At 48.2% G+C, this 16178-nt stretch carries 11 protein-coding genes; 1 reads left to right on the top strand and 10 read right to left on the bottom strand.

Annotated elements, in window-relative coordinates:
* Positions 1 to 67: 67 nt before the first annotated feature.
* The 4 genes from dnaJ to hrcA all read right to left on the bottom strand — a co-directional run bounded on the left by dnaJ (position 68) and on the right by hrcA (position 5108).
* Positions 68 to 1243: a molecular chaperone DnaJ gene (gene dnaJ, locus B5E77_RS12275; protein WP_087165656.1), complete on the bottom strand. Its 1176-nt coding sequence runs from the start codon at positions 1241 to 1243 to the stop codon at positions 68 to 70.
* 226 nt (positions 1244 to 1469) lie between these two features.
* The gene (gene dnaK, locus B5E77_RS12280) at positions 1470 to 3341 is read right to left on the bottom strand and encodes a molecular chaperone DnaK (RefSeq protein ID WP_087165657.1); all 1872 of its coding nucleotides are present in this window, start codon (positions 3339 to 3341) and stop codon (positions 1470 to 1472) included.
* 49 nt (positions 3342 to 3390) lie between these two features.
* Positions 3391 to 4041 (bottom strand): nucleotide exchange factor GrpE, encoded by a 651-nt coding sequence (gene grpE, locus B5E77_RS12285; protein ID WP_087165696.1) that lies wholly within the window; start codon positions 4039 to 4041, stop codon positions 3391 to 3393.
* Positions 4042 to 4073: 32 nt separating this feature from the next.
* Positions 4074 to 5108, bottom strand: a complete 1035-nt coding sequence (gene hrcA / locus B5E77_RS12290) for a heat-inducible transcriptional repressor HrcA (RefSeq protein WP_087165658.1) — start codon at positions 5106 to 5108, stop codon at positions 4074 to 4076.
* A gap of 350 nt (positions 5109 to 5458) precedes the next feature.
* On the opposite strand from hrcA, the gene clpB reads away from it, so the two are divergent.
* Entirely contained in the window at positions 5459 to 8041 is a 2583-nt protein-coding gene (gene clpB, locus B5E77_RS12295; RefSeq protein ID WP_087165659.1) for an ATP-dependent chaperone ClpB, read from the top strand.
* Positions 8042 to 8312: 271 nt separating this feature from the next.
* On the opposite strand, the gene B5E77_RS12300 is transcribed toward clpB, so the two are convergent.
* The 6 genes from B5E77_RS12300 to B5E77_RS12325 are packed head-to-tail and all read right to left on the bottom strand — an operon-like array spanning position 8313 to position 16153.
* On the bottom strand, positions 8313 to 11480 hold the full coding sequence (locus B5E77_RS12300) for a type I restriction endonuclease subunit R (protein ID WP_087165660.1): 3168 nt from the start codon (positions 11478 to 11480) through the stop codon (positions 8313 to 8315).
* Between the two features lie 18 nt (positions 11481 to 11498).
* Complete coding sequence (locus B5E77_RS12305; RefSeq protein ID WP_275532766.1) at positions 11499 to 12041, bottom strand: restriction endonuclease subunit S; 543 nt, start codon at positions 12039 to 12041, stop codon at positions 11499 to 11501.
* A gap of 13 nt (positions 12042 to 12054) precedes the next feature.
* Complete coding sequence (locus tag B5E77_RS12310) at positions 12055 to 13383, bottom strand: restriction endonuclease subunit S (RefSeq protein WP_162609694.1); 1329 nt, start codon at positions 13381 to 13383, stop codon at positions 12055 to 12057.
* Positions 13367 to 14371: a virulence RhuM family protein gene (locus tag B5E77_RS12315; protein ID WP_087165663.1), complete on the bottom strand. Its 1005-nt coding sequence runs from the start codon at positions 14369 to 14371 to the stop codon at positions 13367 to 13369. Before B5E77_RS12315 ends, B5E77_RS12310 begins: the two co-directional genes overlap by 17 nt.
* Positions 14368 to 15936, bottom strand: coding sequence for a type I restriction-modification system subunit M (locus B5E77_RS12320; RefSeq protein WP_087165664.1), 1569 nt, complete (start codon positions 15934 to 15936; stop codon positions 14368 to 14370). Before B5E77_RS12320 ends, B5E77_RS12315 begins: the two co-directional genes overlap by 4 nt.
* Positions 15929 to 16153, bottom strand: coding sequence for a helix-turn-helix domain-containing protein (locus B5E77_RS12325; protein WP_087165665.1), 225 nt, complete (start codon positions 16151 to 16153; stop codon positions 15929 to 15931). Before B5E77_RS12325 ends, B5E77_RS12320 begins: the two co-directional genes overlap by 8 nt.
* Between the last annotated feature and the right edge of the window lie 25 nt (positions 16154 to 16178).

Below are 16178 nucleotides of genomic sequence, written 5' to 3' on the forward strand. Positions count from 1 at the left end.
TCTTCTCACTTTTTACAGTATCACTCCTGATAATCCCGTGTATCCTACAGCAGAACTCTCTTCTCTCTTATTCGTCCAGTGCCTCTTTTACCTTGTCAAAAAAGTTCTTTTTCCCCTTTCCGGACCTGCCGCCCTTCGACGTGCCGCTCCCTGTGCCATTCACCGCGTCATCGTAAGCACGCAGAGCTTCCTTTGCCTCACGGCTTAAGTCTGTCGGCACCTGAACCACCAGCGTCACATAATGATCGCCGCGGACATTCTTATTGCGGACAGAGGGAACGCCTTTTCCCTTCAGGCGGACACGGGTGTCTGTCTGAGTTCCCGGCTTCACATCATACTCGACATCTCCATCCACAGTCTTAATGCGCACAGTTCCTCCCAGCGCCGCTGTCACAAAGCTGATGGGCGCGGTAGAATAAATGTTCATATCCTGACGCTGGAAAATCGGATGACGAGCCACGATGACCTCTACCAGCAGATCTCCTCTGGGGCCGCCATTTATGCCGGGCTCACCCTTGCCTCTCAGGCGCACGCTCTGGCCATTGTCCACACCTGCGGGGATAGACACCGAAATCTTCTTCTTATTGGAAATATAACCGGTTCCATAGCAGTCCGGACATTTTTCCTTGATAATTTTACCGGTTCCATTACAGTCCGGACAGGTACGCACATTCTGCACCATGCCGAACAGAGACTGCTGGGTATAGACCACCTGGCCCTTTCCGCCGCACTTCGGACAGGTCACCGGAGAGGTCCCCGGCTTCGCGCCTGTGCCGTGACAGCTGGCACACTCATCCTTCAGGGTCAGCTCCAGCTCCTTCTCACAGCCAAATACAGCCTCTTCAAAGGTAATGCGGACCTGAGTACGGATATTCGCTCCCTGCATGGGACCATTATTCGCCCGTCTGCTGCGGCCGCCTCCAAAGAGATCACCGAAGATATCTCCAAAGATATCTCCCATATCCGCTCCAGTGAAATCAAAGCCGCCAAAGCCGCTGCCTCCCGCTCCTCCTTCAAACGCCGCGTGACCGAACTGATCATACTGGCGGCGCTTTTCCGGATCGCTTAAGACTGCATAGGCCTCGGACGCCTCCTTAAATTTCGCCTCCGCTTCCTTGTCGCCGGGGTTCATGTCCGGATGATATTTTTTTGCCAGCTGGCGGTATGCCTTTTTAATCGCAGCGTCATCTGCATTTTTATCTACGCCCAGAACCTCGTAGTAATCTCTTTTCTGTTCTGCCATTCCTTTATCTTCCTCTTTTTTTCTTTCTATCCGCGCAGCCGTACAGGCTGCTGCTCATGAAAATATGGATTCCACAGCATCAGGCTTGAAAGCCACAGGTCTTTTTATTTCCCACGCTGCAGTTTTCCCCAATAATCCCTGTCGCACAAAACCCAGGGAAAGCCCTCACGGGCTCCCCCTGGACATTATTGCTTCTTATCCCGGCATTTCCATGCCGATGTTTATTTTACACCTCGCGGTAGTCGCCGTCAACCACATCATCAGAAGAAGAGCCTGCTCCTGCGTTCGGATCCGGTCCCGGTCCTGCCTGGCCGGCTGCACCCTGTGCGGCCTGCGCCTGCTCATAAACCTTCGCGAATACCTTCTGCGCTGCGTTCATCAGCTTCTCCTTGCCTGCCTTCAGCTCGTCGATATCTGCATCAGACAGCTCAGGCTGGTCTTTCGTTCTGTCCAGAACAGCCTTCAGAGAAGTAAGCTCTGCTTCTACTGCGGACTTGTCAGCTGCGTCAAGCTGCGCTCCTACCTCCTCCAAAGCCTTCTCAGTCTGGAATACCATGGAGTCTGCGTCGTTTCTTGCATCGATGCCTTCCTTACGCTTCTTATCCTGAGCCTCGAATTCGGCAGCTTCCTTTACCGCCTTCTCGATATCGCTGTCAGACATGTTGGAGCCTGCGGTAATCGTGATGTGCTGCTCCTTGCCGGTTCCCAGATCCTTTGCAGATACATTTACAATACCATTCGCATCGATATCGAAGGTAACCTCAATCTGCGGAACGCCTCTTCTTGCGGGCGGGATTCCATCCAGACGGAACTGGCCCAGAGACTTGTTGTCTCTTGCGAACTGACGCTCACCCTGTACGACGTTGATATCTACGGCTGTCTGATTGTCAGCAGCGGTAGAGAAGATCTGGCTCTTTCTCGTCGGAATCGTCGTGTTACGCTCGATCAGGCGGGTTGCGATACCTCCCTGTGTCTCGATGGACAGGGACAGCGGAGTTACATCCAGCAGAAGGATGTCGCCTGCGCCTGCGTCTCCTGCAAGCTTTCCGCCCTGGATAGAAGCGCCGATAGCTACGCACTCATCCGGGTTCAGGGACTTGCTGGGCTCATGGCCGGTCAGCTGCTTTACCTTATCCTGTACGGCCGGAATACGTGTGGAGCCGCCTACCAGCAGTACCTTGCCAAGCTCGGATGCTGTGATGCCTGCATCCTTCAGCGCTGCCTGTACAGGCTCTGCGGTCTTCTCTACCAGGTCATGGGTCAGCTCATCGAATTTGGCTCTTGTCAGGTTCATATCGAAATGCTTCGGTCCCTCAGAGGTCGCTGTGATGAACGGAAGGTTGATGTTCGTCGTTGTCGCAGAGGACAGCTCCTTCTTTGCCTTCTCTGCAGCCTCTTTGAGTCTCTGCATTGCCATCTTGTCTGTGGACAGGTCCACACCCTCTGTACGCTTGAACTCTGCCAGCATGTAGTCTACGATCTTCTTATCGAAGTCATCGCCGCCCAGACGGTTGTTTCCTGCCGTAGCCAGAACCTCGATAACGCCGTCACCAATCTCGATGATAGATACATCGAAGGTACCGCCGCCCAGGTCATATACCATGATCTTCTGCTCTTTTTCATTATCAAGGCCATAAGCCAGAGCTGCAGCCGTCGGCTCATTGATGATACGCTTTACATCCAGGCCGGCAATCTTTCCTGCGTCCTTGGTTGCCTGTCTCTGTGCGTCGTTGAAGTATGCCGGTACGGTAATAACCGCCTCGGTCACCTTCTCGCCCAGATAGTTCTCTGCGTCACTTTTCAGCTTCTGCAGAATCATTGCGGAAATTTCCTGCGGTGTGTACTGTTTTCCATCGATGGTTACCTTATAGTTTGTTCCCATCTCTCTTTTGATGGAAGAAATGGTCTTCTCGGAGTTTGTAACTGCCTGACGCTTTGCAGGCTCTCCTACCAGTCTTTCTCCTGTCTTCGTGAAGGCCACGATAGACGGTGTGGTTCTTGCACCCTCTGTATTGGCGATAACCACCGGCTTACCGCCTTCCATTACTGCTACGCAGCTGTTTGTTGTTCCCAAGTCGATACCAATTATTTTGCTCATAATAGAGACCTCCTCATTTATTTTCTGTGTAGGTTACTGATTGCTTTAGTTAGTTGGCTACCTTTACCATACTGTGCCGGATTACCGTATCCTTATACATGTAACCCTTCTGGAATTCCTCGGCTACTACATTTTCACCAAGCTCCTCATCCTCCACATGCATCACTGCATTGTGGAAATTCGGGTCGAATTCCTTTCCGACAGCCTCAATCGGCGTCACGCCCAGGTCTGTCAGGACTGTCATCAGCTGGCGGTATATCTTATCCATGCCGTCAATCACCGGATCGGCCTTCTGCTCCTCCGGGACTGCTGCAAGACCTCTTTCAAAGTTATCCACTACCGGAAGGATTTTTTCAATGACATCTCTTGCTCCCACTTCATACATATGGGATTTTTCCTTCTCGGTGCGCTTGCGGAAGTTATCAAATTCTGCCATCTGCCGCTTCACGCGGTCCTCCAGCTCTTCGATTTTCTCTTCCCATTTTTCCTTTTTCTTTTTCTTTCTCATTTTCTCCGGCTCCTCTTTGGCTTCCTCCGGCTGGCCCTCTGCTGCCGTCTCCCTGGATTCCGCCTCGCCTTCGGCGTTTTGCTCTCCGGAAGCCTCCTCCGTCTTCACGGTCTCTTCCTGGTCCGCGCTTTCCTGCGTTTCAAAAGCTTCCTCGCCTTCCGGCTTCTCTTCCCGGATATCTTCCTGCTTCATTTCCTTTTCCACGGGTCGATGCCCCTTTCTGTCTAGTTCTGTTTTTTGTTATAAATTGCATCCAGCTGATCCGTCAGCGTCTTCAGCGTCTTCAATACATTCTCGTAATCCATCCGCTTCGGACCTACGATGCCAATCGTCCCCTGAAGCCCATCGCCCAGCTCATAGGTGGCTGTGACTACGCTGCAGTCTTTCATGGCCTGTATCGGCGACTCCTGTCCGATGTACACCTGAATGCCTTTGTTTTCGCTGTTTTCCAGGGTCTGGTTCACCAAATCGGTGAGCTCCTGTTTTTCCTCAAAGGTGCTGATGATTTCGCTGGCCTTTCCCTTATCGGAAAGCTCCGGATACCGGAAAATGTTCGTGGCTCCCGAGGTATAAATCTTGACCTCGTCCTCTGCGTGAATCACCTCCGCCACCGCATCGATCACGCTCGCCACCAGCTCACTGTGTATGCCCGCCTGCTGCTTCAGGCTCTGAATCATGGCCAGATTAATTTCCTCTATCGAGAGGCCGTTCAGCACGCTGTTCAGCAGGATATTGAGCTTCAGCACCGTCTCCTGATCCAGCTCCTCCGTCACATCGATGATCTTGTTTCTGACAAGGTTTCCATCTATCATAATGACGGCCAGAATCTGTGTGGAGTTCACTTTGGAAAGCTGTATGAATTTCAGCTTATTTCCCTTCAGTGCCGGTGCGGAAACAAGCGTCGCATAATTCGTATTCGCCGCAAGAACCTTCACCACCTGCTGAAGCATCTGTTCCAGCTTGTCGGTACGTTCCAGCATCAGATCCTTGAATTCCTGAACCTCCTGATCCTTACTCTCCAGGATGTGGTCCACGTACAGGCGGTATCCTTTATCAGAAGGAATTCTGCCTGCCGAGGTATGGGGCTGTATAATGTAACCCATTTCCTCCAGATCGGACATCTCATTGCGGATCGTGGCAGAGCTCAGATTCAAATCTGAATATTTGGAAATCGTTCTGGAACCCACAGGCTCGCCTGTCTCCATATAGGTGCGGATGATCGCATACAAAATCTTCTGCTTTCTCTCATCCAGTTCCATGCTGCCACCTCCTTTTGCTTCTCTGTTTCCTATTAGCACTCGGCCCTTCTGAGTGCTAACATTAAAATATCACTACACCCTTTGTTTGTCAACCCCGTTTCGCATTTTTTTTATATTTCATCCTTTGTTTATATTTTTCATTTTATTTTTAGAAAAAAACCTCTTGCATTTTGAAATTAATAGTGATATATGTAAATAGTGAAAAGAACAAGGCCCTGTATCAGATAAGAGAGATGTCTGGTACCGGGTCTTGCTTTTTATATTTCCTGTAAACGGCAGCTGGTATTCGTACCGGGCTGACCAGGCTTCAGGAGAAAAACGCTATATAATATAAGGAAGGAGTCAGATTTATGAATTTTACGAAATTTACGCAGAAGTCTATTCAGGCTGTAAACGATCTGGAAAAGCTGGCCTATGAGTACGGCAACCAGGAAATCGAGCAGGAACACCTTCTGATGAGTCTGCTCCGTCAGGAAGACAGCCTGATTTTGAAGCTGATCGCCAAGATGGGCATCGATCAGAACCTTTTCATGAACGGAGTGGAACAGGCTTTAAATAAGAGGGTCAAGGTATCGGGCGGCCAGCCCTACGTGGGCCAGTACTTAAATAAGGTACTGGTAAACGCTGAGGATGTGGCAAAGCGCATGAGAGATGAATATGTCTCCGTCGAGCATCTGTTTATTTCCATGCTGAACGATCCCAGCCCCTCCATCAAGGAGCTGTTCCGGGAGTACGGAATCACAAAGGACAAATTTCTGCAGGCATTGTCCACGGTCCGCGGCAATCAGCGCGTGACCAGCGATAATCCGGAGGCTACCTACGACACATTAAATAAGTACGGTTCCGATCTGGTAGAGCGTGCCAGAGAGCAGAAGCTTGACCCAGTCATCGGGCGCGATTCGGAAATCCGCAATGTCATCCGGATCCTGTCACGTAAGACCAAAAACAATCCTGTGCTGATCGGTGAGCCCGGCGTCGGCAAAACCGCCGTAGTGGAAGGCCTGGCCCAGCGGATTGTCCGGGGCGATGTGCCCGAAGGCCTGAAGGATAAGAAAATCTTCTCCCTGGATATGGGCGCTCTCGTAGCAGGAGCCAAATATCGGGGCGAATTCGAGGAACGCCTGAAGGCTGTGCTGGAGGAAGTTCGCAAGAGCGAAGGACAGATCATTCTGTTTATCGATGAGCTGCATCTGATTGTGGGCGCAGGCAAAACGGATGGGGCCATGGATGCCGGCAATATGCTCAAGCCCATGCTTGCAAGGGGCGAGCTTCACTGCATCGGCGCCACCACGCTGGATGAGTACCGCCAGTACATTGAAAAGGACGCGGCTCTTGAACGCCGTTTCCAGCCTGTCATGGTTGACGAGCCTACCGTGGAGGATACGATTTCCATTCTCCGTGGACTGAAAGAACGCTACGAGGTGTTCCACGGCGTGAAGATTACGGACGCGGCGCTGGTAGCTGCCGCCACGCTCTCCCACCGCTACATTTCTGACCGGTTCCTGCCGGATAAGGCCATCGACCTGGTGGATGAGGCCTGCGCTCTGATTAAGACGGAGCTGGATTCCATGCCCACCGAGCTGGACGAGCTGAGGCGGAAAATCATGCAGCTGGAGATCGAGGAGGCTGCCCTGAAGAAGGAGACGGACCACTTAAGCCAGGAGCGGCTGGAGCATCTCCAGAGAGAGCTGGCAGAGCTGCGCGACGAATTCAACGCAAAGAAAGCTCAGTGGGACAACGAAAAGACCTCTGTGGAGCGTCTGCAGAAGCTGCGTGAGGAAATCGAGGACATCAACAAGCAGATTCAGACCGCCCAGCAGAATTACGACCTGAACAAGGCCGCCGAGCTGCAGTACGGCCGCCTGCCCCAGCTGCAGAAGGAGCTGGCGCAGGAAGAGGAGGCCATCGGCAAGGAAGACCTTTCCCTGGTTCATGAGGCTGTGACAGAGGATGAGATTGCCCGCATCGTCTCCCGCTGGACCGGTATTCCGGTGGCAAAGCTGACCGAGAGCGAGCGGAACAAGACCCTCCACCTGGACGACGAGCTCCATAAACGGGTCATCGGCCAGGATGAGGCGGTAACTCTTGTTTCCGAGGCCATCATCCGTTCCAAGGCCGGCATCAAGGATCCGACGAAGCCCATTGGTTCTTTCCTGTTCCTGGGACCCACCGGTGTAGGCAAAACCGAGCTTGCGAAGGCGCTGGCTGCCAGCCTGTTCGACGACGAGCAGAATATGGTGCGGATCGATATGAGCGAATACATGGAGAAATATTCCGTATCAAGGCTGATCGGAGCGCCGCCCGGATATGTGGGCTACGAGGAGGGCGGCCAGCTGACCGAGGCTGTCCGCAGAAAGCCTTACTCCGTCGTACTGTTTGATGAGATTGAAAAGGCCCACCCGGACGTATTCAACGTGCTGCTGCAGGTGCTGGACGACGGACGAATCACCGATTCCCAGGGCCGGACCGTGGACTTCAAGAACACGATCCTGATTATGACCTCCAATATCGGTTCCTCCTACCTGCTGGACGGCATCGACGCAGACGGCAATATCACGCCGCAGGCCCAGGAGCTGGTTATGAACGACCTTCGGAACCATTTCCGTCCGGAGTTCCTGAACCGGCTGGATGAGACCATTCTCTTCAAGCCTCTGACCAAGAGCAACATTGCTTCAATCATCGACCTGCTGCTGGCGGAGCTGAACGGCCGTCTGGCAGAGCGTGAGCTGCAGATTGAGCTCACCGCTGACGCCAAGGCCTTTATCGCAGACCACGGCTTCGACCCGGTATACGGAGCGCGGCCGCTGAAGCGGTATATGCAGAAATATGTAGAGACGCTGGCTGCAAGGCTGATTCTGGCCGGAGACATCTCTACCGGCGAAACGATTGTCATCGATGTGAACGGCGATAAGCTGGAGGCAAGGGTGAAATAAATATTTTCGTATGTTATAGAAGGGAGTGTCGCAAAATCATCAATAACGGATGATTGAGTGGCACTCCCTTTCTATTTTTAAGCATAAAAGTGGAGCTGCTGCTCCAGTAGATTATTTATCTACTTTTGCAACAGCCCCCTTTATTTTATTGCCTGACAGTTCCCGTTTTCTCTATTGTTTCTTAATTCGCGGACTGCTCCTGAAGCTGTTTTTTCAGTTCTGCAATCTCGCGGTAGATTTCTTCCAGCCAAGGGTAATCCTGACTAATCTCTCAGCAGACTGGCAAGGTCGGAGGAAGCGTTTTCCTTTTTCCATATGGTTCAGGTTCTTCGGCTACCATTCCTAATGAAGATTGGGGCGTTGTGTACTGATAGTCCACGACCTTGCTTCCTGTAATGGTTTCTGTCGGATTAAGCAGTCCAAAGTATTTTTCAAAAAACGCTTTCAGTTTTTCAATAACTGTCTGTTTCTTTTTGTCACGAGAACCTCCACCGCCAAAGCGGGAAACAGGCGGCATCAATCGGTCAACATCCGTTCCAGTTGTTTTGAGTACGCCATCACGAAAAGCGTTCTCAACAAACTTTCTGGTTTCTTCCGGTTTCAATTTTTCTTCTGTAATCAGTGTCTGAATATCCGTTTCACGCTGTTCTCTGACGAAGCGTTGCCAGTCTGCGTTGACATCGGTGCTTGTGTTAATAGTGGCAATGAAGTTTTTAATCAGTTCCTTTTTAGAACGGAGCTGTAAACTGGACTTAATCGCCTTATCAATCGCAACCAAAATTTCCTTATCTTCGCAGTTTCCGTCATGATATTTTGCAACCAACATCAGGATATAGTCGATGTTTACTTCTACCTGTTTGACCAGTTCCATTTCAAACACAACGTCGTCCATGATGCTGTCCTTGCTTCCTGGCTTCGGCTTAATTTCATCATACACATCATGGTATGTACCCGTGTAATCCTGAAAATCAATCGGGGACAGGATTTCATTTCCGGCGAAACGGTCAAATGCAGACAGAATGTTTCTCAAGCGGAGAATGTTACCGAACAGTACAATAAAATCCTTCTTGTTCTGCTCTCCGATAATGGGCTGTCCCAACGGATATTTTTGCAGTAGTTCCGCTATTCGTTCTTCATAGCCCTTCTGTTCACGCCCCTTATCATCAACGCAGCCATAATAATAGTCCTCGTAGGATTTCAAAAGAACGATGCCGTTTGCATCCTTATCTCCGAACAGGGCAATTGCATCATTGGTGGCCTCTTCAAGATCACGGAAGCAAACGATGTTGCCGAAAGTCTTTACCGAGTTCAGGATGCGGTTTGTTCTGGAAAATGCTTGTATCAGACCGTGCATTTTCAGGTTTTTATCCACCCAAAGGGTGTTCAACGTTGTTGCATCAAAGCCAGTCAGGAACATATTGACTACGATCAGCAAATCGACTTCTCGCTTTTTGACCTTGTCGGACAGGTCTTTGTAGTAGTCTTGAAAGCCCTTACTGGAAGTATCGAAGTTCGTTTTGAAAATTTTATTATAATCGCTGATTGCCATTTCCAGAAAATCACGGGAACTCTGGTCAAGCCCTTCCGTATCAAAACTTTCATCTTCCAGAATACCATCGGCTGTATCTGCTTCATTTGGTGCAAAAGAGAAGATGGTTGCAATGGTCAGCTCTCGATGCTGTTCCGCAATCTGTTTTTTCAACTCCAGATAATACTTTTTGCAGACAGGAATGGAACTGACTGCAAACATGGAGTTGAAACCATTCACACGCTGACCTTTCAGACTGTAATAGGAATTACGCATGGTCTTTTGGTCAAAGTGTTCCAGAATGTACTTCACGACTTCGGAGATACGTTCCTGAGATGCCAATGCTTCTTCGGTGTCAATCGCATTGACTTGTTTATCCTTGTCGCTGTCTTTCTGCTTGATCGTGTTGATATAGTCGATGCGGAACGGCAGGACATTTCCATCGTTGATCGCATCCACGATGGTATAGGTATGGAGCTTCGCACCAAACGCCTGCTCCGTGGTTCGCAGTTCCGGATTGCCGCCAGTTCCGGCATTGACAGCGAAAATCGGCGTTCCAGTAAATCCAAAAATATGGTAGTTCTTAAAGTGCTTGATGATGTTGGTGTGCATCTGCCCAAACTGGCTGCGGTGGCACTCGTCAAACACAAGAACAACGTGCTTGTTATAAATCGGATGGGTTTTGTTCTTCGTAATGAACACATCCAGTTTCTGAATGGTCGTTACGATAATTCGGGAAGTGCTGTCCTCAAGCTGTCTTTGCAGGACTGCGGTGCTCTTGTTGCCGTTGGCAGCACCTTTTTCAAAGCGGTCATATTCCTTGATAGTCTGATAGTCCAAATCTTTACGATCAACTACAAACAGAACCTTGTCGATATACGGCAGTCCTGTGGCAAGCTGCGCTGTCTTAAAGGAAGTCAGGGTCTTGCCGCTTCCTGTGGTGTGCCAGATATATCCTCCTGCTTCAATCGTACCTGTTTTCTTGTAATTGGTGGACACCTCAATCCTGTTCAGGATACGCTCGGTTGCCACAATCTGGTAAGGACGCATGACAAGCAGCAATTCCTCAGATGTGAACACACAGTATTTTGTCAGGATATTCAGAATGGTATGCTTCGCAAAGAACGTCTTTGTGAAGTCCACAAGGTCTGCAATAACCTTGTTGTTGCCGTCTGCCCAATAGGAAGTAAACTCAAAGCTATTGGAAGTTTTCTTGCTGTTCTTCCTGCCAGTTCTATCATTTTCTTTGATATGACTTGCTCTGGTGGTGTTGGAATAATATTTTGTGAATGTGCCGTTGGAGATCACGAAAATCTGCACATACTCATACAGCCCACAACCAGCCCAAAAGCTATCACGCTGGTAGCGGTTGATCTGGTTGAACGCTTCCTTGATTGCAACGCCACGGCGTTTCAATTCCACATGAACCAACGGCAGACCATTGACCAGAATCGTCACATCATATCGGGTATCATGTGTTCCGCCGCTTTCTTCATACTGATTGATTACTTGCAGCCGGTTGTTGTGAATGTTCTTTTTGTCGATCAGGGAGATATTCATGGTAGTGCCATCCTCACGGGTCAGGTTCTGCACATAATCTTCCTGAATTTTTCGGGTCTTTTGCACGATGCCCTCATTGGCATTGGCAATCTTGCTTTTGAAAAAGCTGTCCCATTCCTTATCCGTAAACTGATAGTCGTTCAACAATTCTAACTGTCTGCGGAGATTGGCAATGAGTGCATCGGAATTATGAATGGTCACATACTCATAGCCCTGTTCGCACAGCATCCTAATAAAAGCCTGTTCCAGTGCGGCTTCACTTTGGTAAGCATCCGAACGTTTGGTCTGTGGCTCATACTCTGTCACAACCGTACTTTCATTGGTGGAAAGCACGATATTGTAGGTACTCATAGAAACCTCCTTCTTGTATTACTCTGCCGATTGGAAAGTCAGCAGTTTATCACGATAGTATTCATATTGCTTCTGTCTGGCTTCGATTTCCGCAGGAAGTCCGCTTGTTAAGTCATTACAGATAGCATCAAAGCGATCAAGAATTCCAACAATGCGGTTCTGCAATTCAAGTGGTGGAACGGGAACAACAACACTTTCAATATCTGTGCGAGACAAGCGTGGTACACTCGAACGACGTACTCTTGAACTAATGTATTGTTGTTGGCACAATAGAGCATAATATACATACCGACTATTCAAGTTATCTGGGCATTCCAGATAAAAGCAATCGTCAGCCGCCCAAAATTCGGTTCGACTATAGCCGATTTCGCCAGCAGCACCAGCAGCGATAATGAAAGTGGTGTTTTCTGGACAATTACTTTTTTCATAGTAGCCCAAAGGGGTCATGCTATTTTGATAAACTGGATATAGTCCCTCAGTGTTAAGCTGACTTCTGACAACACGCACACCTCTTGATATGGTTGCAATATCCGACAACCTAACAAAAATAACGCCAAACACATACTGAATGAGCTTAGTTATGCTCTGTCTGTCTGTCTGTCTGTCTGTCTGTCTGTCTGTCTGTCTGTCTGTCTGTCTGTCTGTCTGTCTGTCTGTCTGTCAAGATTGTCTTGCCAGTTGCAGCGTATGTCAAGAGAGCATCACGATAAAACTCGTATTGCTTCTGTCTTGCTTCAATCTCAGCTGGTAAACCGATGTTCAGGTCGGAACAAATTGCATCAAAGTTGTCGAGAACCGCAGCTATTTTAAGCTGCACATCTAGGGGAGGAATAGGAACCTCAAACTGCTCCAATGCTCTCATGCTCAAATTGGGTTGTGAACCGTGGCTTGCTTTTGCTTTTACCTGCTTCTGCACAGAAGTCGATTGAAGCAGATGAAACAAAAACCTTGATGAACAATTCTCGTTCACACGCATTGCTGCTAACGGCGACCAAATGTTAAATCGTTCATCCGTATCAACATACCCCACTTTTCCAGTCGTTGAACCAGACTTAACCATAAAAACATCGTCTTTCTGTGGCTTATATTTTTTACAACACTCAGCATCAAAAGCCTCAGTAATATAGCCTCGCATTTTCTCGAAGTGTATCCTCCCGTCAAAAACTGCCTCAGCAGATAAGAAGGGAACTCCATTATCTACAAGTGCCGGTGTGGTATGCGGCCCATCAGTAATAGGTTGAACAAGCATATCAATAATCTTGCCAGTTCTATATCGTTGTTCAAATATCAATAATTTATCTCGATAGTAGCTATATTGTAGTTTTCTCGCTGTAAGCTCTGCTGTAAGCTCTGCTGTAAGCTCTGCTGTAAGCTCTGTGAAATTGTCCAGAATACGGACAATTTCACTCTGCACTGGCAGAGGGGGAACTGGCATTTTATACTTCTTTACTTCTTTGTCCGAAATAGCTGGATAGCTTGCACCCTTTTGGTTTGCTTCAACATAGTAATGAAACTCAGATGATGAAACAACATGGAACAACCATCTCGGTAAGACAAGACTTTCTTTGGCTCTCAGTACACAAAAGCCTGTACTACATATCTGCCCATCGTGCTCCTCATCAATGAGACAATATCTTTTTAATGTTGGGCGTGTTGTCGCAAACAGAACGTCCCCCACACAAACTATTTGCTGTGCTCTACTTGGAGCATTATCCGCATCAATGGTTTGTGTTTCTGTGATTTTATGTGTATCTCTATCAACGGAAGTCAAATCGATATATAAATAGCTTCCATCAGCAGTAGCCCACTTTATATTACTGGTCTTGTGAACGCAGTCTCCAATAAGCTTATATTCTACGCCGTTCGGACACAGCTCCTGAATCAACTCATCCAATCTGCTCATGCTGCTCACCTGCCTCCAACATCTGCTTGACCGCCTTGTCAAAATCTGATGTGATTTTTTGTGTCTTATTAAATTCTGCATATTCAGCAATGGCTTTCTCTTTTGCCGTTTTACTGGAGATTTTCCCTTTATCACGCAGAATATCATATCTGCGGAATGCGAGAAACTCGTTCACGCTGGCGGCAAATTCCTCCATGGTAAAGGTGTTTTCCCGCTCTATCAGATCTTCGATATAATCAAAATATCCTGTCACAGCTCGTTCCAACTGCCGAATCTGCTTTTCTTCCAGATAATTTTTCGCAACCACTACATCTGATTTTAAAATACGACCGTCCGGTGCATTTTTCCATGTAGTAAGTCCCATGTTTTCTTTGGTTCTGTCTGCTTTGGTGTAAACAATTTCTGCCGCCGTCTGCCCTACAATGGCATAGTGGAATTTATTCTGTACCATTGCGTAGAAGTCATGGGTAATCTGTGCGTTTTCGTCATAGTCGATACTGCATTCCGCAAAAATGTCTGTAATCTGCTGCCAGATACGGCGTTCGCTTGCACGGATAGAGCGAACTCTTTCCAGCAATTCACGGAAGTAGTCCTTGCCAAATGCTGTTTTTCCCTGCTTTAAGCGTTCATCATCCATCGCAAAGCCTTTGAGCATATACTCTTTCAGAACGCTTGTGGCCCAGATTCTAAACTGGGTTGCCCTGCGGGAATTCACACGATAGCCAACGGAAATAATCACATCCAGATTATAGAAAGCAACCGGCTGCTTTACCCCATCAACACGCACTTTTTGCGTGTTGATCTCTCTGTTCAATTCTCCCTCATCAAACACATTGTTGATATGTTTTCTGATGGTAGATTCGCTTTTATCAAACAGGATAGCCATCTGATTGGCGGTTACCCAAATGGTTTCGTCCTGAATAAATGCACTGACCGAAACATCTTCTTCGGCAGATTTGTAAATCAAAAACTGAAAATCGCGACTCATACACCCACCTCGATTTCTGCGATGATCTTCGCTATTTCATCACGGAGAACCTGCTCACGAGCAACGATTTCTTCAATCTCGGCATTGAGTTTCACAATGTCAATGACCTCTCTGGTGTCCTCTGCTTCCACATAGGTTGAAACGGAAAGATTATAGTCATTCTCTGCGATTTCCTTATAAGGAACGCTGCGAGAGAAGTATTCAACATCTGCACGAGAAACAAATTCCTCTACAATGCGGACTATATTTTCCTCGGTCAGCTTGTTGTTGTTCGTAACCTTGACGCACTCATTGGATGCATCAATAAACAACGTGTTGTTATCTGCTTTACTCCGCTTCAGAACCATAATGCAGGTTGCAATGGAAGTTCCAAAGAACAGATTGCTCGGCAGCTGAATGATACAGTCAATGAAGTTGTTGTCAATCAAATACTGACGGATTTTCTTTTCAGCTCCGCCACGGTACATGATGCCGGGAAAACAAACGATCGCCGCAGTTCCATTGGTGGCAAGCCACGCCAGAGAGTGCATGATAAACGCAAGGTCAGCTTTTGACTTCGGCGCAAGCACTCCGGCAGGAGAGAAGCGGGGGTCATTGATCAAAACAGGGTTGTCGTCGCCCTCCCACTTGATAGAATAAGGGGGATTTGAAACGATAACCTCAAACGGTTCATCATCCCAATGCTGGGGATTCAGCAGCGTATCTTCATGGGCAATGTCAAACTTGTCAAAGTCAATGTCATGCAGGAACATATTGATGCGGCAAAGGTTGTATGTAGTCAGATTGATTTCCTGACCATAAAAGCCCTGGCGGACATTCTCTTTGCCGAGAATTTTCGCCGCTTTCAGAAGCAGAGAACCAGAACCACAAGCAGGGTCATATACCTTGTTGACCTCTGTTTTTCCTGCAACTGCAATTCGGGTCAGCAGTTCAGAAACTTCCTGCGGAGTGAAGAACTCGCCGCCGCTTTTCCCGGCATTGGATGCGTACATACTCATTAAGTATTCGTAAGCATCGCCAAATGCATCAATGGAGTTCTCCTTGTAGTTGCCCAATCCCATGTTTGCAATACCCTCAATCAATTTAACAAGGTTTGCGTTACGCTTGGCAACGGTCGCTCCCAGTTTATTGCTGTTGACATCAATATCGTCAAACAAACCCGCGAAGTTATCTTCACTTTCACTGCCTTTCGCAGAATCCTCAATGTGATTAAAGACTCTTTCCAAAGTCATATTCAGGTTTTCATCATTTGCCGCCTGTTTCCTGACATTGCAGAAAAGCTCAGACGGAAGAATGAAGAACCCTTTTGTTTTGACCAAATCCTCACGAGCCTGCTCTGCATCTTCATCAGACAAAAGAGCATAATCAAAGTCATCGTTTCCGGCTTCGATTTCACCCTCATTGATATAGTTGGTCAGGTTTTCAGAGATATAGCGATAGAACATCATGCCCAACACATAAGACTTGAAATCCCATCCATCTACGCTTCCACGCAATTCATCCGCAATCGCCCATATCGCACGATGCAGTTCATCACGCTCCTGCTCTTTTCTTACATCAGCCATTTTTGTTCTCCTTTTCAACTGGTATAAATTCCAGAATATCATCTACTTTGCAGTCCAGAGCAAAACAAATCTTCTCGATACTGTCCAATGACACATACTGGTCACGCCTTAACCGTGTCAGAATGTTCGGGCTGAACCCTGCCTTTTCGGTCAGTTCGGAAGTCTGGATGCCCCGGTCTATCAGCAAGTGAAAAAGTTTTTTATAGGTTACAGCCATATAATCCTCCTTGCCATAATAATCT

Origin of the sequence: Lachnoclostridium sp. An131, assembly GCF_002160825.1 — a bacterium.
Lineage (GTDB): Bacteria > Bacillota > Clostridia > Lachnospirales > Lachnospiraceae > Laedolimicola.